General features: G+C 46.8%; 15 protein-coding genes and 1 tRNA gene. 8 read left to right on the forward strand and 8 right to left on the reverse strand.

Annotated elements, in window-relative coordinates:
* The first annotated feature begins 223 nt into the window (after nt 1-223).
* Nucleotides 224-1648, forward strand: a complete 1425-nt coding sequence (gene gltX, locus BKN38_RS04135) for a glutamate--tRNA ligase (protein ID WP_066455922.1) — start codon at nt 224-226, stop codon at nt 1646-1648.
* A complete protein-coding gene (locus tag BKN38_RS04140; protein ID WP_082942555.1) occupies nt 1645-3336 on the forward strand; it encodes a hypothetical protein in 1692 nt (563 codons plus the stop codon). The genes gltX and BKN38_RS04140 overlap by 4 nt, the downstream gene beginning before the upstream one ends.
* A gap of 32 nt (nt 3337-3368) precedes the next feature.
* On the opposite strand, the gene BKN38_RS04145 is transcribed toward BKN38_RS04140, so the two are convergent.
* Complete coding sequence (locus BKN38_RS04145) at nt 3369-4727, reverse strand: class II 3-deoxy-7-phosphoheptulonate synthase (RefSeq protein ID WP_371113552.1); 1359 nt, start codon at nt 4725-4727, stop codon at nt 3369-3371.
* 224 nt (nt 4728-4951) lie between these two features.
* On the opposite strand from BKN38_RS04145, the gene gatC reads away from it, so the two are divergent.
* From gatC to BKN38_RS04160, 3 genes are all read left to right on the forward strand, one after another.
* The gene (gene gatC, locus BKN38_RS04150; RefSeq protein WP_066455928.1) at nt 4952-5239 is read left to right on the forward strand and encodes an Asp-tRNA(Asn)/Glu-tRNA(Gln) amidotransferase subunit GatC; all 288 of its coding nucleotides are present in this window, start codon (nt 4952-4954) and stop codon (nt 5237-5239) included.
* Nucleotides 5240-5423: 184 nt separating this feature from the next.
* Nucleotides 5424-8570, forward strand: a complete 3147-nt coding sequence (uvrA, locus tag BKN38_RS04155) for an excinuclease ABC subunit UvrA (RefSeq protein ID WP_082942556.1) — start codon at nt 5424-5426, stop codon at nt 8568-8570.
* 309 nt (nt 8571-8879) lie between these two features.
* Complete coding sequence (locus BKN38_RS04160) at nt 8880-10466, forward strand: TolC family protein (protein WP_070957703.1); 1587 nt, start codon at nt 8880-8882, stop codon at nt 10464-10466.
* Between the two features lie 610 nt (nt 10467-11076).
* Here the strand turns inward: BKN38_RS04160 and BKN38_RS04165 are convergent.
* From BKN38_RS04165 to lysA, 6 genes are all read right to left on the reverse strand, one after another.
* The gene (locus tag BKN38_RS04165) at nt 11077-11565 is read right to left on the reverse strand and encodes a peroxiredoxin (RefSeq protein WP_066455934.1); all 489 of its coding nucleotides are present in this window, start codon (nt 11563-11565) and stop codon (nt 11077-11079) included.
* A 104-nt stretch (nt 11566-11669) separates the two neighbouring features.
* Nucleotides 11670-13193, reverse strand: a complete 1524-nt coding sequence (locus tag BKN38_RS11775) for a DegT/DnrJ/EryC1/StrS aminotransferase family protein (RefSeq protein ID WP_066455939.1) — start codon at nt 13191-13193, stop codon at nt 11670-11672.
* Between the two features lie 21 nt (nt 13194-13214).
* Nucleotides 13215-14117, reverse strand: coding sequence for a DUF2156 domain-containing protein (locus tag BKN38_RS04175; RefSeq protein WP_066455942.1), 903 nt, complete (start codon nt 14115-14117; stop codon nt 13215-13217).
* Nucleotides 14118-14148: 31 nt separating this feature from the next.
* Entirely contained in the window at nt 14149-14295 is a 147-nt protein-coding gene (locus BKN38_RS11040) for a hypothetical protein (RefSeq protein ID WP_156528209.1), read from the reverse strand.
* Nucleotides 14296-14327: 32 nt separating this feature from the next.
* On the reverse strand, nt 14328-15461 hold the full coding sequence (gene pheA, locus BKN38_RS04180) for a chorismate mutase (protein WP_082942558.1): 1134 nt from the start codon (nt 15459-15461) through the stop codon (nt 14328-14330).
* A gap of 82 nt (nt 15462-15543) precedes the next feature.
* Complete coding sequence (lysA, locus tag BKN38_RS04185; RefSeq protein WP_082942559.1) at nt 15544-17097, reverse strand: diaminopimelate decarboxylase; 1554 nt, start codon at nt 17095-17097, stop codon at nt 15544-15546.
* A gap of 97 nt (nt 17098-17194) precedes the next feature.
* Between lysA and BKN38_RS04190 the strand changes: the two genes are divergently transcribed.
* The gene (locus BKN38_RS04190; protein WP_066455946.1) at nt 17195-17599 is read left to right on the forward strand and encodes a hypothetical protein; all 405 of its coding nucleotides are present in this window, start codon (nt 17195-17197) and stop codon (nt 17597-17599) included.
* Between the two features lie 139 nt (nt 17600-17738).
* Here BKN38_RS04190 and BKN38_RS04195 read toward each other — a convergent pair.
* A tRNA-Pro gene (locus BKN38_RS04195) sits at nt 17739-17816 on the reverse strand.
* Nucleotides 17817-18079: 263 nt separating this feature from the next.
* Here BKN38_RS04195 and BKN38_RS04200 point away from each other — a divergent pair.
* Both BKN38_RS04200 and BKN38_RS04205 read left to right on the forward strand, forming a co-directional pair.
* On the forward strand, nt 18080-19261 hold the full coding sequence (locus BKN38_RS04200; protein WP_066455955.1) for a glutathionylspermidine synthase family protein: 1182 nt from the start codon (nt 18080-18082) through the stop codon (nt 19259-19261).
* Nucleotides 19262-19410: 149 nt separating this feature from the next.
* Nucleotides 19411-19680, forward strand: a complete 270-nt coding sequence (locus BKN38_RS04205) for a hypothetical protein (protein WP_066455958.1) — start codon at nt 19411-19413, stop codon at nt 19678-19680.
* Nucleotides 19681-19838 lie beyond the last annotated feature (158 nt).

Raw genomic sequence — 19838 nt, forward strand, 5'->3', positions numbered from 1 at the left:
AAGAGACAGGGACTAGGGGGCGGTCTTCGCCTAAAGCGCAAGCTTCTTTAGAAAACAAGCGAAGCGCCGTTTCTTCAGTAATTTAAGCCCCCTGTCCCCCTGCAAGAAGCTGGCGACGATAAACAAAGATAAACGCAAAAGTTTGGCGACTAAAAACTAGATTCTAGCCAACGAGAATCCAAACAAAATTACATATAAATCCCAAGCAGAAAAGGAGCATCAAATGGCGGTTGTTACGAGGTTTGCGCCTTCACCCACAGGATATTTGCATATAGGCGGTTTGCGCACCGCGCTTTTCAACTACTTGCACGCTAGGAAACATGGCGGGAAGTTTCTACTGCGCATCGAGGATACTGATTTGGCGCGCAACTCTGAAGACGCCGCGCGCGCTATCATCGAGTCGTTTGAATGGGTGGGACTAGAGCATGATGGCGAGGTGGTGTATCAAAGCAAGCGATTTGCGCTCTACCAAGAATACGCCCAAAAGCTCATAGACGCGGGCAAGGCGTATCGCTGCTATATGAGTAAAGATGAGCTTGATGCCCTGCGCGAAAGCCAGCGCGCCGCTGGGCAGACACCGCGCTATGACAATCGCTACAGGGATTTTACCGGCACGCCACCAGAAGGCGTAGAGCCGGTGGTGCGGATAAAAGCGCCGCTTGAGGGCGAGATAGCTTTCAATGATGGCGTGAAGGGCAAAATATCGGTGCAGGCAAAAGAGATCGATGATTTTATCATTTTGCGAAGCGATGGCAGCCCGACTTATAATTTTGTCGTGGCGATAGATGACGCGCTGATGGGTGTCACTGATGTCATACGCGGCGATGATCACACGAGCAACACACCAAAGCAGATCATCATCTACAATGCGCTTGGCTTTAGCGTGCCAAAGTTTTATCATATCCCCATGATCCTAAATCCCGAGGGCAAAAAGCTAAGCAAGCGCGATGGCGCGATGGGCGTGATGGATTATAAGCTTATGGGCTATCTGCCAGAGGCGATTTTAAACTTCCTCGTGCGGCTTGGATTTAGCTATGAGGATAAGGAGATTTTCTCGCTAAAAGAGATGATAGAGCTGTTTGATGCTGGCGCGATGAATAGCTCGCCTAGCCGCTACAATCAAGAAAAATTCCTATGGCTAAACCAGCACTATATCAAAGAATGCGATAATGCGCGGCTTGAAGCGCTTATAAGCGAGTTTGGCGCGGAAAAGGTGGAGGATAGGGCGAAGCGCGATTTGCTCTATAGCGCGCTCAAAGATCGCTCCAAAACGCTAATTGAGTTTGCCACGCAGTGCAATGACATACTGCGCGCGCCAGAATCTTACGATGAAAAAATGCTAAAAAAGCTCGATCCTGATGCGTTGGAGGCGATGAAGGCGCTTAGCGCGGATGAAAAATTTATAGCGCTTATCGATGATGCGAATATCAACGCAGAATCTATAAGCGCGCTAGATGCGTATCTGCATGAGTTTGCAGAATCTAGGGGGGTGAAAATCGGCAAGCTTATGCCAGCGCTGCGCCTAGCGCTACTTGGCAAAGGCGGAGGTATCGGCGTGTGCGATGCGATACTCATCATCGGAAGCGATGAGATGCGAAGCAGAATCGGGGTGTTTGTAAATAAAACTTTTGTAAAGGAGTCAAAATGAATTATGTAAATTTTGTTAGGGGGGGGGGCAATAGCACACTAAAAGCTCCTGCCTTAAAGGTTTGGAGTGTTGTTTTTTGGTGTTTTGTTTTTGTGTATGCTTTTTTAGTCGCTATAAATGCTAATTTTAGCGTGATTGATGATCATGGTATCATAGGAAGCTTGTTCATTGGAGAAAGGATACCACTTTTTATCAGTATCGAAAACGGGCGATTTTACCCACTCGATGGGCAAGATCTCAATATTTTAAGCATGCTTTTTGGTGCAAGTGCGAGTGTATTTTACACTTTCAATGCTATTTGCGTAATCCTTGTCGCATTTTGCTTAGCACATGCATTACCTATATTTTTTGCGATGATTGACAATAATATGCCATCAAATATGCAGATGAAACAAAATCTTGCGCGCTATACCCTCACTTCTTATGTCCTTATCTTTCTTGTGCTTTGTTCGCCAAGTTTTGTTACCTCATTTTTGAGACTCTTTGTGCCAGAGCGCATGGAGTTTGTATTTTTTAGTATTTTTTTAGCATGCTATGCCTTTGTATTAAAAAATCACCACAAAAAGAGCGCGTATTTTGTGTTATTGCTTGGGATTGCAAGCGCGACTATTGCGCTTTATTATAAAGAAACAGGCTTTGCCATGCTTTTTGCTTTTGCCTTTTTGCATTTTGCATTGAGCTTTAAATATTCTAATCTTAAGGTAAAAATATTTGATATCGCACTTATGCTTACAAGTATTATTTGGGTGCTTGTATATATATTTGTTGTTGTATTGCAAAAAACAAGTAGTGGCTCTTATGGTGATACACCTTATAATCAGCTTATTGTGCTTGCAAAGGTTATATTTAGTTATGCACTTAGTGAGCCCTTTTTGCTCATTGTGCTGCCTTGCTTTTTTATTTATAGAACCTATAGTGTATTTATCAAAAAACAGCCATTTAACGCTTTGTTAGATTCTAGCTTATGTGCTGCTTTGGTTCTTATTGCAGAATATCTAGCACTAAAAATTGGCGATATTCATTATATCCTGATTGGCTATGTTTTTGGGCTTATTGCGCTTGGCGGATGGATGCTAAACTTTCTAAAATTAAGATTTTTTAAGCTTCTTATGGTTATTGCTTGTGTGGTTTTTGTTTTTAATAGCCTACCTTTTGGCATTAGCCAATACGCACATTATAAAGTCGTGCCAAATGGATTCCAACAAACTCTTGGCTTTTTAAGCGAGTATATAAAAGAATATCCAAATACAAACATCTATCTTGAAGGCGTAAATCGCGCATCTAATGTTGAAGTATATGTAAGCTTTGCAATATGGCTTAATTATTATGGTGCGAGCAAATTTGACCTACAATCAGATTTACCGATTGACAATAATCTTTTAGGAAAACCAAACCCAAATAGCCCTTATAGCGTATTTCGCAGCAATGACCTTGCGCCAAAGCAAAGCGGAGACATTGTGGTCCTAAGCCCATATACTTATTTTGAGTTTAGCAATGGGCTTTTAGAAAAACTAGATTCTAAGTATGAGCGCTTGTTTGAAAGCGGCTTTGGCTATAACTTTCCGCGACTTGGGATAAAACCACTTATCAAATACTTTAGTAAAGACCACATTGGCGGAAGCGAAATGATGCTGGGTAAAAATTCCTTTGGCTTGCCATTGAAATTTTACATATATCGCGTGCCTTAAAGATTTTATAATACACAAAAAAGTCGCATTATTTATTTTGCGCGGCTTTTTAGGATATCTGCTACGAGAAATGCCATTTCTATCGCCTGCGTTGCGTTTAGTCTCGGGTCGCATTGCGTGGAGTAGCAGGTGGCGAGGTTTGCCTCTGTGATTGCCTGCGAGCCGCCCACGCACTCGGTGACATCGGCACCCGTCATCTCTAGGTGGATGCCCCCAGCCACGCTGCCGCAAGCCCTATGTATGTCAAAAAAGCTTTTCACCTCGCTTAGTATCTTATCAAATGCGCGCGTTTTATAGCCATTGCCCGCCTTCATCGTGTTGCCATGCATCGGATCGCAGCTCCAGAGTATCGCGCGCCCTTCTTTATGCACGCTTTCTAGGAGTTTTGGGAAGTTGGATTTTATCTTGTCCGCGCCCATGCGCACGATGAGATTTAGCCTGCCAGATTCGTTTTCTGGGTTTAGGATGTCACAGATTCCCATGATTTCATCTTTTGTCGCGTTTGGTCCTATTTTCACACCCACTGGATTCTCCACGCCTCGCAAAAACTCAAGATGCGCGCCATCAAGCTCCCTTGTGCGCTCACCTATCCAAAGCATGTGTGCCGAGCAGTCATACCATTTGCCACTTAGGCTATCTTGGCGCACGAGCTGTTCTTCGTAGTTTAGCAGCAGCGCTTCGTGGCTGGTGTAAAACTCGGTGGTTTTAAGCGTTGGCGTGTTTTGCGTGTTTATCCCGCAGGCTTGCATAAAGCCTAGCGCTTGGGTTATGGATTCTGCTAGCTTTTCATATCGCTGTCCGAAGTCGTTGTTTCGCACAAAATCTAGATTCCAGCGATGCACTTCGCTAAGATCTGCCAAACCACCACTTGCAAACGCGCGCAGGAGGTTTAGCGTGGCAGAACTTTGATGATAGGCGCGCAGCATCCGCGCTGGGTCTGGCTCGCGCGCGCTTGACTCAAACGCCAAGCCATTGATAATATCGCCGCGATAGCTTGGCAAAGACACGCCCTGCGCCTCTTCAAAATCCGCACTCCTGGGCTTGGCAAACTGCCCCGCCAAGCGCCCCACCTTCACCACCGGACAGCTTCCAGCAAATGTCAGAATCGCGCCCATTTGGATGATGACTTTAAACAAATCGCGTATGCTAGAGCCGCTAAACTGCTCGAAACTCTCCGCGCAATCGCCACCTTGAAGCAAAAACGCCTTGCCTTGCTCCACCTGCGCGAAATGCGCGCGCAGGCTTCGCGCCTCGCCGGCAAACACCAGCGGCGGGTAGGATGCGAGCTCTTTTTCGATGGATTCTAGCTGGGTTTTGTCGCTGTATGTGGGATGCTGCTTGATAGGGAAAGCTCGCCATGAGCGCTTATCCCAAGATTTACGCGGATTCATCATCTCTCCTTAAATGTCTGAAAATCTAAAAGTCAAATTTGCAAAAGCCAAAAAGCCCAGAATCCAGAATCTAGATTCTAGTCCGAGGGCTTACATGCTCTTAATAAAAGCGGATTGTAGCATATAAATTCTTGCAATGTGACAACAAGCGGATTTTCAAGCTGCATTATTTGTAGTTTTTGGTATAATCGCGGGTTTGAGACTGCCAAAAGAAAGGTCACCACATGACACATGAGATACTTGATGACAATATGCTAAACAAGCTTCAAAGGCTCGCGATGATAGAGATAAGCGAAAATGAACGCGCAAAGGTCAAGCAAAATCTTAGCGAGGTGCTAGGATTTGTGCAAAATCTAGCTAGCCTTGATACTGCGGGCGTGGATTTGCAAAGCGAGCGCAAAACGCCTATGCGCGATGATGTCGTGCATGAGTCGCCTGTGGCTAGCGATGTGCTAAAGCACGCGCCAAAATCTAGCGAAAACTTTTTTGTCGTGCCCAAAATTATTGAGTAGATTTTGAATCGATTTTGAGTCGCGCGGCAAAATCGCTCGTGCAACAATCGCAAGAATCCAAAAGCCAAAATCTAGGCGCCCTAGATTCCAGCGTGGCTAGATTTTCAAAGCGTTTAGATTCTGGTATTTGCTAGATTCTAGCCTTTAGATTCTAGCGCGCCAAATCCCAAAAGAAAGCAACACCATGCCAAAACCAAAACCCACACCAAAAAATCAAAATAAAAAATCCGCGCCAGCAACAATAGCCAAGAGCAAACCAGAATCTAAAAATCCAGATTCTGCGCCCATAAAAGCGACTAAAACGCCAGCACTCACGCCCGCACAAGTCGCCAGCCAAACACCCGCGCCCCAAGATTTCATCCACATACTCGGCGCCAAAGAGCACAATCTCAAAAACATCCACCTGCAAATCCCCAAAAACAAGCTAGTCGTTTTCACCGGGCTTAGCGGCAGCGGCAAAAGCACGCTGGCATTTGACACGCTCTATGCAGAAGGACAGCGCCGCTACATCGAGTCGCTCTCCAGCTATGCGCGCCAGTTTTTAGACCGCGTGGGTAAGCCTGATGTCGATAAGATAGAGGGGCTGACACCCGCTATCGCGATAGACCAAAAGACCACCTCCAAAAACCCGCGCTCAACCGTTGGTACGATAACCGAGATTTATGACTATATGCGGCTTTTATACGCGCGCGTGGGCGTGCAGCACTGCCATATCTGTGGCAAAAAGATTTCGCATATGTCTTCGACTGACATCATTAGTCAGATTCTAGCGCTCCCAAATGACGCCAAAATGATAATCCTAGCGCCCATCGTGCGCGACAAAAAGGGGAGCTTTGCCGATAAAATCGAAGAGCTTAGGCAAAAAGGCTTCGTGCGCGCACAAATCGATGGCGTGATGGTGCGACTGGATGAAGAGATAGAGCTTTCAAAAACCAAAAAACACACCATAAAGATAATAATCGACCGCGTCATAAACACCGCGCAAAACCACACGCGCATCGCGCAAGCAGTGGAAAAAGCGCTCAATGAGACTTATGGCGAAGTCGAGGTGGAATACACAGAGGCAGAATCTAGTGTGGATTCTAGCCGAGATTTGCGCGCGGAATCTAGTCTGGATTCTGGCGCGGGTTCTGTGGATTCTGGCGAGAAATCTGCAAAATCTAGCACAAAATCCAGCACAGAATCCACCGCAAAAACAACACACAAAGCAGAATCCAAACACGAGCCAAAACCCCATCTCATCCACTACTCCGAGCATTTTGCATGCTTTGATTGCAAAGTAAGCTTTGAGCCACTAGAGCCGCTTAGCTTTTCTTTCAACTCACCAAAAGGCGCGTGCGAGGAGTGCGGCGGGCTAGGGAGCAAATACAGCATCGACATCCGCAAGATTCTAAACACCTCTTTGCCGCTCAATGATGGCGGTATCAAAGTCATTTTTGGCTTCAATCGCAACTATTACGCCGAGCTTTTCCATGGATTCTGCCGCGCGGAGAAAATCGATGAGCGCAAAAGCTTTGATGAGCTACCCGAGCACAAACAACAAGCGCTGCTTTATGGAAGCGCGCAAAGCGTGGAGTTTGAATGGGGCAGAAGCAGGCTCACGCGCCCATGGCGAGGGATTTTGCAAATTGCTTATGATATGTTTAAAGATGAGCGCGATTTGAGCGAATATATGAGCGAGAAGCCTTGTAGCGCGTGCCAAGCACATAGGCTAAAGCCCCAAAGCCTAAGCGTAAAAGTCGCAGGGCAAGGCATAGGCGAAGTGATTGATATGCCTATCGAGGAGGCGTATGCGTTTTTTGCCGATGATGCGAGATTTGCTTATCTAAACGAGCAGCAGCATCTCATCGCCACGCCGATTTTAAAAGAAATCAAAGAGCGGCTATTTTTCCTCTATGATGTGGGGCTAGGCTATCTCACGCTTGGGCGCGATGCGCGCACGATAAGCGGGGGCGAGAGCCAGCGCATACGCATTGCCAGCCAAATAGGCAGCGGGCTTACAGGCGTGATGTATGTGCTAGATGAGCCTAGTATCGGGCTGCATGAGCGCGACACGCTGCGACTTATCAAAACCCTGCGAAGCCTGCAAGAAAAGGGCAATAGCGTCATCGTCGTCGAGCACGACAGAGAGACGATAAGGCATGCGGATTTTATCGTCGATATCGGACCCGGCGCTGGGCGCAATGGTGGCGAGGTGATTTATAGCGGGGATTTGGATGGGATGCTAGATTCTGATACTTTGACGGCGGATTTTATCAATCGCAAGCGCGAGATATACTACCCCAAACACCGCGCGCAAGAGCAATGGCTAGAAGTCAAAAATGTAAATCTACACAACATAAAAAACCTAAGCGTAAAAATCCCGCTAGGCAACTTCGTATGCGTCACCGGTGTGAGCGGCAGCGGCAAAAGCTCGCTCATCCTCCAAACCCTCCTCCCCACCGCGCAAGAGCTGCTAAACAATGCACGCAAAATCAAAAAATGCGATGGCGTAGAAATCCTAGGACTAGAGCATCTAGACAAAGTGATATATCTAGACCAAACCCCCATAGGACGCACACCGCGTAGCAACCCAGCCACATACACCGGCACCATGGATGAAATCCGCGCGCTTTTTGCAGAGACCAAAGAAGCCAAAATGCTAGGCTTTGGCGTGGGGCGATTTAGCTTCAATGTCAAAGGCGGGCGATGCGAAAAATGCCAAGGTGAAGGCGAAATCCGCATCGAGATGCACTTCCTGCCCGATGTCATGGTGAAATGCGACCAATGTGGCGGCGCGAAATACAACCCACAAACCCTAGCCATCAAATACAAAGGCAAAAATATCGCCGAAGTGCTAGAGATGAGCGTAGATAGCGCATGCGAGTTTTTCGCCAAAATCCCCAAAATCTACCAAAAGCTAAAAACCCTGCAAGATGTGGGGCTAGGCTACATCACGCTAGGGCAAAATGCCATAACGCTAAGCGGGGGCGAAGCACAGCGCATCAAGCTAGCCAAAGAGCTAAGCCGCAAAGACACCGGGCGCACGCTCTATGTGCTCGATGAGCCGACTACGGGCTTGCATTTTGGCGATGTGGATAGGCTGGTGCGCGTGCTGCATCATCTAGTCGAGCTTGGCAATAGCGTCATCGTCGTCGAGCACAACCTCGATCTCATCAAAAACGCCGACTTTATCATCGACATGGGACCAGAAGGCGGGGACAAAGGCGGCAAGCTAGTAGATAGCGGAAGTGTCGAACAAATCGCCGCGCGCGCTGGCAAAAGCGGCAGCTACACGGGCAGATTCCTAGCAGAAGAGCTAGAAACCATGGGCGTGAAACAAAAAAAATAAAAACGGAATCTAAAGTGCGCAGACAAATAATTTAAATTTATTTGGTTTATGCATACTTAAAAACCCTATCAAAACGAGAATTGTATTTATTTTGTTATGCGCATTTTATCTAAAGCATGCTTGGAGCGAATTTCCTAAATGAGTGAATTTTTATTTTAAGTCAACCATAAAATTCTTAAAATTGCACATTTTGCTCTAGCTCACCCATATCCGCGCTTGTTTATCGGATTTTTATATGTTTTTGGCTATAAATGCGCGAAAGTTACACAAAGACATATAAAATCTGGGGTTTATATTATGGATATTTTTATGAGTTTTTTGTGGCGCGCGGTGCTGCTTTGTGCTATGAGTGCGGGCGCACTAAATGCCGCGCTTCTGCCAGATCTAGATTCTCCCAAAACAGATTCTTTTGAAACGAATTCTTTTGAAACAGATTCTGCCACATCAGAATCCACGCAAGCTGCAGAATCCACACCGCAAAATCCAGCGCCAGCAGAATCCACAGAATCCGCGCCAGCCACAAAACAAGCAGAACCCACAGAATCCACCACCCCACAACCCCAAGAATCCGCCGCGCTTGACATCAAAAGCGCGTGGCAAAAAGTGCTAGATTCTAGCGAGGCGCTCAAAGCACAGCGCCTAAACACGCAGCGCGCGGATAAACTTTCGCTCGGCGCGAAGCTTAGCTTCCTGCCAGAGATAAATGCTAGCATTTCATACATCCATTTTGGCGACACGATAGAAGCACGGCTTGGGCGCGAGCTTAGCGCGCAGGAGCAAATGGCGCTGCAAGCCATGCAGGGCACACTGCAAGGGCAGCTACTAAATGGGCTTTTTACCTCGCTAAACACGCCCATCCGCATAGCCAACCAAGACACCATGCTAGGCGCGCTAAACATCATCTATCCGCTCTATACCGGCGGGGCGCGCTACCATGGGGCAAAGATCGCTGCCATCACCGCCAAAGACGCCAAAGAAGCCTATCGCCTAAAGACGCTGGCTAGCTTTGAAGAGCTGGTGGGCGTGTATTATGGCGCGGTGCTTAGCAGCGAGGTGCTAGGCGTGCTAGAGCAGATCAAAGAATCAAGCGCGCTGCACTATGACAATGCCTTGCAGCTGCAAAAAGGCGGGCAAATCGCGCGCATAGAGGTGCTAGGCGCGCAAGTCGCGGACGACAAAGCAGGCAATCGCATCAAAGAAGCGACAAATGCCAGCGAGATAGCCTACCTCGCCTTGCAAACAGCCCTAAGCCAAGACATCACGCCAATCTCAAAGCTAGCGATCTCTGACAAACCGCTTGAAAGCGAGGAGCATTATGTAGAGCGCGCGCTTAGCGCATATCCCGCGCTAAAATCGCTAGATCTCAAAATAGATTCTGCCAAACAAGGCAAAAAGCTAGCTATCGCGCCATTTCTGCCAAAAGTCGCTGGCATGGGAAGCTATATATTTTCTGACAACCAAAACACGCTTCTTGGCAACAATCTCCCAACTTGGTTTGTGGGCGTGAGCGCTAGCATCTCGCTCATCACGCCAAGCGCTAGGATCCAGCGCTACCAAGCCGCCAAAATCACACAACTCGAGCTAGAATCCCTGCGCGCCCAAGCGCAAAAAGATTTGGCACTGCTTGTGCGAAAGACTTATAAAGAGGCGGTGTATGCGCGCAGTGAATACGCTAGCCTCGCCTCTTCAGTAGAGCTAGCGCAGGAGAATCTAAAGCTGCAAAACCAAGCTTTCAAGCAGGGACTAGCCACAAGCGCGCAGGTGGTGGATGCGCAAAGCTCGCTGCAAAGCGCGCTAATCGAGCGCCAAACAAGCTGCTATAAAGCAATAGTAGCACTCGCCAAACTTCTAGCACTAAGTGATGAGATAGATAAATTTTATGAGTATCAAAAATAGCGAGAATGGCGAAAATAACACGCGAGCAAGCTCTAGCCTTGAAGTCAAGACTTATTTTATTGTGTAACTTTTTTGTTGTGCAAAAATGCTATAATCACAAAACGCCAATATTAAGGAGAAAAATGCCCCCGCTAGATAAGAAAAAAGCAGAACGCGTTGTCTTTCGGGCTTGTCTCTTGGGTAAATTCTCTTGATTACTTCGTCTCGCTTGTGCGATAGCCATCACAGGCTTATCTCCGCGCTCGCCTTGCAAAGCAAGAGAATTTCCTCTAAGATACTGCGCCTTTGGGTTTTTCTCGCTCGACTCGCAAACGATGATTTTTCTTCCGAAAACGAACGCAGTAAAGTTTCTTCAGTAAAACGAGTCGAGGGCGAAGTTTCTTTAGCAAATACTGCCGCTTTATTTTTCTAAATAATGTTGTTTTGCGCTTGGCGCGGTTGTCATTATCTTGCAAATCAAGATTAAAAAGCTAATCAAGGAAATAGGAGATTTATAATGGAAATTTTAGTTATCTGTTCTATTGTAGCTGGATTTGCGAGCTTTTTTATCGCAGCTTTTATAGCTATTTCTTAGTCGCAAACTTGCGAGCGCTAGCTGCGCCAAAGCTTGCTACACCATTTCAAGGACTTTTTGTGCGTGTCCTTTGGCTTTGACATTATACATGGCACACACGATTTTGCCGCCTTGGATGATGAAAGTCGAGCGGATGATGCCATTCACTTCCTTGCCATACATGAGCTTTTTGCCATACACGCCATACGCGCTAGCCACTTTTTTTTCAGGATCGCTTAGCAATATGTGTTTTAGATTTTGCTTAGTGATAAAGTTTTGGTGGCATTTTGGCGTGTCAGGACTCACGCCTATCACCACCGCATCTTTGGCTAGAAACTCCTTCAAAAGCGCGCTAAAATCGAGTGCTTCGATAGTGCAGCCCGGCGTATTGTCTTTGGGATAAAAATACAAAATGATAGTCTTATCGCCAAAATCTTTTAGCGAAATCTCCACGCCCTCCGCATTTAGCAAGCAAAAATCCGGCGCTTTGTCGCCGCTCTCTAGCCTTTTTGGCGCATCTTGTGTGGTCGTGCTGTCATTTTTCATTTAGATTCTCCTCTTTTGTATTTTTTGGGTGGTTTTGGCATTTTGCTATATTTTGCTGGCGTGATTTTACCTTAAATTTATCGCAGAATCTAGCTAATTTGCGCTTAGATTTGGTGCGGATTTAGCGCGGATAAAAGTGCCTGCGCGATATAATCTTGTGATTTTCTATCCAAAAAGGCACAAAAGGGAATCGAAAAAATCCCATTAGCCACGCGCTCGGATACTGGGAAATCGCCCTTTTTGTATCCCAAAAATGCAAAAGCCTTTTGTAAATGCAAGGGCTTTGGGTAGTGGATAGCAGTGGCGATGCCAGCGCGCGCTAGATGCTCGATGATGTGCGCGCGTATTTTGCTAGAATCTAGGGCGCTTGGGTTTTGCACTTTGGAATCTTGCGCGCAAGATTTTGCTGCACTATCGCTAGAATCTGCCAAATCCCGAGAATCCCAAGAATCTGTAGAATCTAAAGACTCCACGCGTAAGCAAAACTGCGCATATACGCTGTTTGGCTGGTTGATAGGCAAAATTAATTTAGCAGGCGTAGCTAGAGGCGCGGCTAGAGCGCTTTTGGATTCTGCGCCAAACTCCACGCTAGAATCCTTAGAATCCTCGCAAAAATCACTCAAGATCTCAAAATATCTAGCAGCGACTTTTTGGCGCGCGCGCAGTTCGTCTGTAAAATGCGCCAGCTTCACGCGCAAAATCGCGCACTGCATGCTATCTAGCCTTGAATTTATGCCAAGCATATTATGTTCGTATTTGCTGCTCTGCCCGTGGTTGCGAAGCTGTCTGAGGCGCGCAAAAATCGCGCTATCATCGCAAAATATCGCCCCGCCATCGCCATAGCAGCCAAGCGGTTTGCTAGGAAAAAAGCTAGTGATGCTGATGTCGCCAAATCTGCCGGAATGTATTTTGGTGGAATATATTTTGCCAGAATGTATTTTGTCGGCGCGGATTCTGCTGGGCGCTTTGGATTCTGCGCCAGAATCTAAAACTCTAAAATCCGCGCCAGAATCCACACTGCCAGCATCCAAATCATCAGAATCCACCCACGCACCAAAGCTTTGCGCGCCATCTTCGATTATCGCTACACCCGCATTTTGCGCCACTTCGCGCAAGCCCCACACATCATAAGGCGCTCCAAAAAGGCAGAGCGGGATTATCGCTTTTGTGCGCGCGCTTATGCTGGCTCGCACCTGCGCGACATCCAGCGTGTAGTTGCGCGCGTCTATATCGACAAACACAGGCTTTGCGCCCACAAGTGCCACCATCTCCGCCGCCGCGACAAAGCCAAAGCTAGGCGTGATGACCTCATCGCCCCTGCCAATGCCAAGCGCCAGCAGCGCCAAAAGCAGCGCGCTCGTGCCGCTAGAGCAGCACAGACAATGCCGCGCGCCCACAAACTGCGCCAGCTCTGATTCTAGCCTCTCGCACTCCTCGCCAAGGATAAAGCTAGTAGATTCTAGCGTGCGCGCGATGGCAGAATCTATCTTTTGCTTATACGCGTGGTATTGCGCGTGCAGGTTTATAAGCGGGATTTTCTGCAAATTGGATTCTGCGGGCAACTTGGATTCTGCGATTTTGGATTTTAGACTAAAATCCAGCACTTTAGATTCTGTATAAGACTTCATAGCAATTTTGCAAAGCTTTAATTATTTATCGCTAGCTTCTATAGCCGCATATTTTTCTACCATAAATGCCGGATTATAGCTCTTTTTCACCCTTCGCAAGCCCTCAATCCCTAGGTCTTCTTCGCGATTTGCATAGACAAATTCGCTAAACTCATTTGCTAACAATTGCTGGTTTATGATCTGATATGCGCCAGTGATGTGCGCGGCGGCTTTCTCGATGTGAATCACTACCATTTTTTCGCTTATCTTCTCGCCAAAGCTAAACGCCACTATCTCATCATCCACGCGCACCACACCGCCTTGCAAATCCAGCGCATCAAAGGCGTTTAGCGCGTTTTGTATGCCGATATTTTCTAGCTTGAGCGCTTGTGTGGGGGCGGGGTGCGTGGCTAGCCATGCGTTGGCGCGCTCGATGATTTCTGGCACATTTCCCCGACTGATAGGCTCGTATCGCCACGACTCATAGCTTTGCAAAAATTGATTCAAATGGTTTTTTTTCTTGTGAAATTTACGCCCGCTAAGTGCGATAAGCTCGGCAACACTATAGACATAATCAAACCTATCCTCGCGCGCGATGATGCTAAGATGCGGGAAGGTGCTTTTTACCATCTCGGCATTTTTGGATTCTAGCGATTCAAAATGCAGCGGCACGCCGCTTGCCTTGACATAGGATTCTATCGCTTTTAGTGCGGCTATTTTATCCCCTGCGCCTATGGGGTAGAAAAAGTAGGGCGTTTTGCCCTCATATTTTGTTTGGATGATGAGCGTGTCGTGTGCTATGGCGTAGCTTATCTCGCGCGCGCACGACCAGATGTAGAGATTGCCAAAAGAAATGTCAGAAATCATAAAATCCTCTTGCGCCAAAAATGGCATGATGACGCTTTTGGATTCTAGGGTGATTGGCGTGAAATTTAGTGTTTGCATATTGGCTCCTTTATTTTTGTTGGTTATTTGGTTATTTGTTTTGTGCGCGTTTGTTGGCGTTTGTAATGCTTGTGATTTGGCGCGTTTGGCGTGGGTTTGGATTCTGGGGGCGTGGATTTTTAAGCGCGCCTAGAATCTGCACTAGATTTATGCCAGAATCTAAGCGCCCAAACGCCACGCTCTAAAGCGCCCCCAAACGCCACGCCGCGCCTAGCTAGTTTTTGGATAGCTTCCTAGCCATTTTAGCTGCTCGCCATACTCATCAAAAATCGTCTTCACCTTCGCATCATCTCTATGCCCATCAAAATCAACATAAAAGCCCGACTGGAAGTCCTCGCGCGAGCGGATGGGGCGAGAATCTATTTTGGTGAGATTTATCCCAGCGCGCGAGAAGCGCTCGAGAAATGCCAGCAGTGTGCCGGCGCGATCAAAGCCCTTTAGCGTGGCAAAAAGCGAGGTTTTGTCGTTGCCGCTTGGGGTGTTGGTAAAATCGCTCACCACGACAAAGCGCGTTTTGTTGCCGCGATAGTTTTCCACATCGGCAAACATTATTGGCAGATTGTAGATTTTTGCCGCGATTGAGGAGCAGATAGCCCCGCTTTGGCTGTCGGCTTTTGCGAGCTGGGCGGCTTTGGCAGTAGAATCTGTGGGGATTTGCTCGATAGATAGGAGGTTGTGCGCGCTTAGGAACGCATCGCACTGCCCAAAGGCGATGTCTTTGCTGTAAATGCGCTTGATTGCGCCCAAATGCTCGCAGCTTGAGGCGAAGCTAAGGTGTATTGGCAGCGTGATTTCAGCGACGATTTTTAGGCTGGAGTTGGCGAGATTGTCGATGCATTCGCCTACGATGCCATTTGTGTTGTTTTCTATGGGGATGACGCCGTATTTTGCTTGCTTGGATTCTAGCACGCGAAACACCGCGCTTATCGTGTTTATCGGCAGATATTCGCTCATCGCGCCAAACCTATCTTGCGCGGCTTGGTGCGTGTAGCTGCCGATAGGTCCTAGATATGCGACTTTTTCTGGCAGCTCGAGATTGCGCGAGATAGCAAAAATCTCTTGGAAAATCGCCTCGATTGCGGGCTTTTTGAGATGTTTGCTAGGCAGTGTGCTTAGGCGATTGATAATTTCTAGCTCGCGCTCTGGGCGGTAGATGTTGGCGTTATTTTTCCTTTTGGTAAGCCCTACTTGCTCGACTACATCAAGCCTGTCATTTAGCAGGGCCAGAATCTTTTCATCGATGCTATCGATTTGTGCGCGCAGGGCGGAGATGTCGGCTGTGTTTTGGGTGTTTTGAGTGTTTTGCTGTGGCGCTTGATTTGGTGTTTTGTCGGATTTTTTCATATTTTATCCTTGGTTTATCCTTATTTTTGGCGGGGTGTTTTTGGCTTTTTGGCTTGATTTGGACTACCTAGAATCTAGGCTTTTACAGCTTTGGCTTATGATTTTTAGCGATGTTTTCTATGGTTTTGGCACTTGATTCTAGCGCGTCTAGCTCATCTTGCACGCTTTTCTCAAACGACTCTCGAGGCTTTATCAGCATCACTTCTTGCTTATAAATAGCCACTTCTGCGGGGCGCGCGCGCGAGTTGTAGCTGCTAGCCATGGAGTAGCCATAAGCGCCGGCGTTTTGGAAGGCGATGATATCGCCCGCTTTCAAGGTTGGCAGGGCTATATCTTTGCAAAATGTATCGCTGCTTTCGCACACTGGACCCACGATATCGGCTAATGTTTTTTGGCTGGATTCTGCGCCAGAATCTATTTTTGCAGAATCCACCTTGCTAGATTCTGCCCCTTTAGAATCCACTTCGCGCGCTTCTTGCGCTATCACTTCTAGATGATGATAGGCATGATAGAGTGCTGGGCGCATAAGATCATTCATCCCAGCATCCACTATCACAAAGCGCTTCGTCGCTGTTTTTTTCTCGCCTATCACACTTGCAAGCAGCACGCCACTTTCGCCCACCACGCGCCTGCCCGGCTCACAGATTATCGTCCAGTCACACCCGCTAAGCGCGCCTAGCACGCTTTGGGCGTAGTCATAGAGCTTTATTGGATTCTCATCTTTGTAGCGGATACCCACGCCCCCGCCGATGTCAAAAAATCTAAGCGGGATCCCGATAGCCACGAGCGAGCGCGCCAAATCCGCGATTTTCATAGCACTCTGCCTTATAGGCTCTAGCTCGGTAAGCTGGCTTCCTATGTGAAAATGTATCCCCACAGGCTCTAAGAAGTCCGAGTGATGCGCGTATAGATACATCTGCTTGGCATTCTCGATATCCACGCCAAATTTATTTTCATGCAAGCCAGTGGAGATATAAGGATGCGTTTTTGGATCGATGTTTGGATTTACGCGGATGGAGATTCTGGCTTTTTTGGGCTCTTGCGTTGGAGTGGCATTTGGCGCTGGCGCGGTGTTTTGCGCTTTTTTTTGCGCGGGATTTTGCGCGGCGCTTGACTCTGACTTTTTAGCACCATTAGCACTAGAATCCCCGCCAAAAAGCCCTTTGGCAATAGATTCTATACGCAGCAATTCCTCATAAGACTCTACATTTAAAAACAAAATATCGCGCTCTAGCGCCTCTTTTATCTCCTCATCCTTTTTGCCAACGCCAGAAAAAATGATCTTATATTTTGGGATATTTGCTAGCATCGCGCGGCGCACTTCGCCGATAGACACGCAGTCCGCGCCACTTCCTAGACTTGCTAGCAAACGCAAAATGCTAAGATTTGAGTTTGCTTTTAGCGCGTAGCAGATGAGCGATTTGCGCCCGCTAAAGGCTTGTTTGAAATCCAAAAAATTGCGCTCTATGGATTCTAGATCATACACATAAAGCGGCGTGCCATAGGTGCTTGCCAGCGTTTTTAGCGTGGCGTTTTTTGGCGAGGTGTTTGGCGTGTTTGCAGTGTTTTTGGTGCTATTTTTATCTGCCTTGCTACAAGCGCAATCGCTTGCAGAATCTACTTTTGACTCATTCATTTTATCGATCTCTTTGCTTTGGAATCTTTTCTAAAATTTAAAAAATTAAGCTAAAATTCTAGCAAAAATAAGATAACCTCCACAAAAAGTTGAGAAAATGTCAGAGTTGCTTTTTTATTTGAGTTTGTTTTTGTTTGTGATTGGCGCGTGCGTCATCGTGGTGGCGAAATTCACCAAAGCAGCGCCCAAAAAGAAGGCGCAAGAGGATGATGGGCTGGTGACTTTTGAGACGATAATGGTGCCGCTTGAGTTCCCGGATAGCTCGTATATGCAGCTGCAAAAGGCGGTGGATTTGCTTTTGAAGCACTATCATGAGCTAAATCTCACCACCACGCAAAAGCGATTTTTCCTATACCAGCTAAGCAAACATCCGCATATCAAGGCGGATTTGGTGCTTTTTGTGCTCAATGATTTGAGCGAGAAAAATCCAGACATCGCAAAAGAGCTAGAATCTAGCGTCAAACGCGGGCTAGACAGACGCGAGCTGAATAATTTCAAATAGTTTTATTTACTGGGTGGCTTAGTTTGGATTCTGGGATTTTAGGATTTTGAGATTTTAAAGCGAAGTCCAAAAAAGAAGTCTAGATAAAGCAAAAGCAAAAGCAAAAGCTATCAAAAAGTAAAAAGTCAGAAATGAGAAATGGTCGGAGTAGCGGGATTCAAACCCACGACCTCACCCACCCCAAGGGTGCGCGCTAATCAGACTGCGCCATACTCCGAAAACTACCAAAATCTAAGCGAGCATAAAATGCCAAGAAATAATATTTGCGCTAGATTCTAGATATTTAGCACAAAAATCAAGGCGTTAAAAATCAAGACGCCAAAAGCAAAAATGCCAAAAATAAAGGCGAATTGTAGCATTTTTTCTTTTATCAAGGCTTAAACCCACCAAATCGCGCAAATCACACAAATCATACATCACGCAAGTTTGCTATGCTATAATGCCAGCAGCAAACGCAAAAACGCACACAAAGGAGCACACATGAAAATACAAAATCTAAACCCCATAAGCCCAAGCGACCTAGAATCCATGGGGCTTGAGTGGCATACAGATGCGGATTCTACCCCATATATCGCGCCTGAAGCGGTGGAGGTGAGTCAGGCAGAGGCGGAGGCGTTTTATAGCGCTGGCAACGAGCTTTATGATATGTTTTGCGAGGCGGGGCAGTATGTGATAGACAAAAATCTCTTTTTTGACCTCGACATCCCTGTGAGCCTCATCCCTACGATAAAGCAGAGCTGGGAAGAGGAGGTGCATTGGCATTTGTATGGGCGCTTTGACTTTGCAGGCGGGCTAGATGGCAAGCCTATCAAACTGCTTGAGTTCAACGCCGACACGCCGACTATGCTTTATGAAAGCGCAGTCATCCAGTGGGCGATGCTGAAGGCAAATGGGCTTGATGAAAACGCGCAGTTCAACAACATCTACGAGGCACTTGGCGAGAATTTCAAGCGCATGATAACGCTTGGCGAGGACACGGCGAATTTTGATGAGGTGTATGAGGGCTGGCGGATTTTGTTTAGCAGCGTCTCTGGCAATGCAGAAGAAGAGCGCACGGCTAGATTTTTGCAAGAGATTGCGCGGGGCGTGGGCTTTGAGAGCGCTTTTGCGTATATCGAGGATGTGAGATTCTCGCCGGATGAGGGGGTGTTTTTTGATGATGTGAATTATGAATTTCTTTTCAAACTCCTGCCTTGGGAATCCATCGCTATCGATGAGCCAGAGCTTGCGATGCTTATGCGCGCTATCATTGAAAACAAAGTTGGCATCTTCCTAAACCCCGCATACACGCTGCTTTTCCAAAGCAAGCGCATGCTAAAAATCCTCTGGGATCTCTTCCCTAACCACCCGCTTTTGCTAGAATCTAGCTTTGAGCCGCTGCGCGCGCCAAAAAGCGGCAAACAAGTGCAAAAAGTAAGCTTTGGGCGCGAGGGCACAAATGTATCGATACTAGATTCTACCGGCGCGCCGATAGTGCAAAATGGCGGCGATTATGGCAATTTCAAATCCGTGTATCAAGAGTTTTGTTTGCAAAATGAAAGCGGCGGCGCGTTTTATCAGCCAAATGTGTTTTTCGCGTATGAGTCATGCGGGCTAGGATTCCGCAAAGGCGGCGAGATTTTGGATAATTACTCAAAATTTGTTAGCCACATCATCGTGTGATATTTGCACGCTTTGACATCACAGCATCACAGCATCGTGGCATCGTGGCATCGCGCAAGATTTGTGCTGCGTCGATGCGCCGAGAGCGATTTCTAGCATTAAACGCTTGGCACTTGGCGCATTGATATATCGCGCATTATGGAGACAACATGAAAGTATTCAAGATACTTTATATTTTTTGGGTTATACTTTTTATATTTGCTTGGATACTTTCACCTGTAATTGGGCATAATCCAAATAGATTAAAGGAATTTTTTATAGCAGTTGGGTGGATAATTCTACCGCTAATAGTATTGAATTTATGGTTATTTTTTATGATAGAAGATAAAAAATATTTGAAAAGGTTTTTTCTATTGTTGTTATATTACCCATTGGCTCTTATTTTATTTATAGTTATTACTAGATTAAGTTTTGCGTAGGGGCTTAAAATAAAATCCCACATCAAGGAGCTTGGCGATTATGCCAAACTCGCTTTTTACAGCACCATAGGTGGCTTATGCCAAACTTGCAAGGCAAAATTCAAGCCAATCCAAAATCTAATCAGAATCTAAAATCTAATCAAAGCTCAAACAAAATC

It is taken from the genome of Helicobacter sp. CLO-3, from assembly GCF_001854545.1.
Lineage (GTDB): Bacteria > Campylobacterota > Campylobacteria > Campylobacterales > Helicobacteraceae > Helicobacter_B.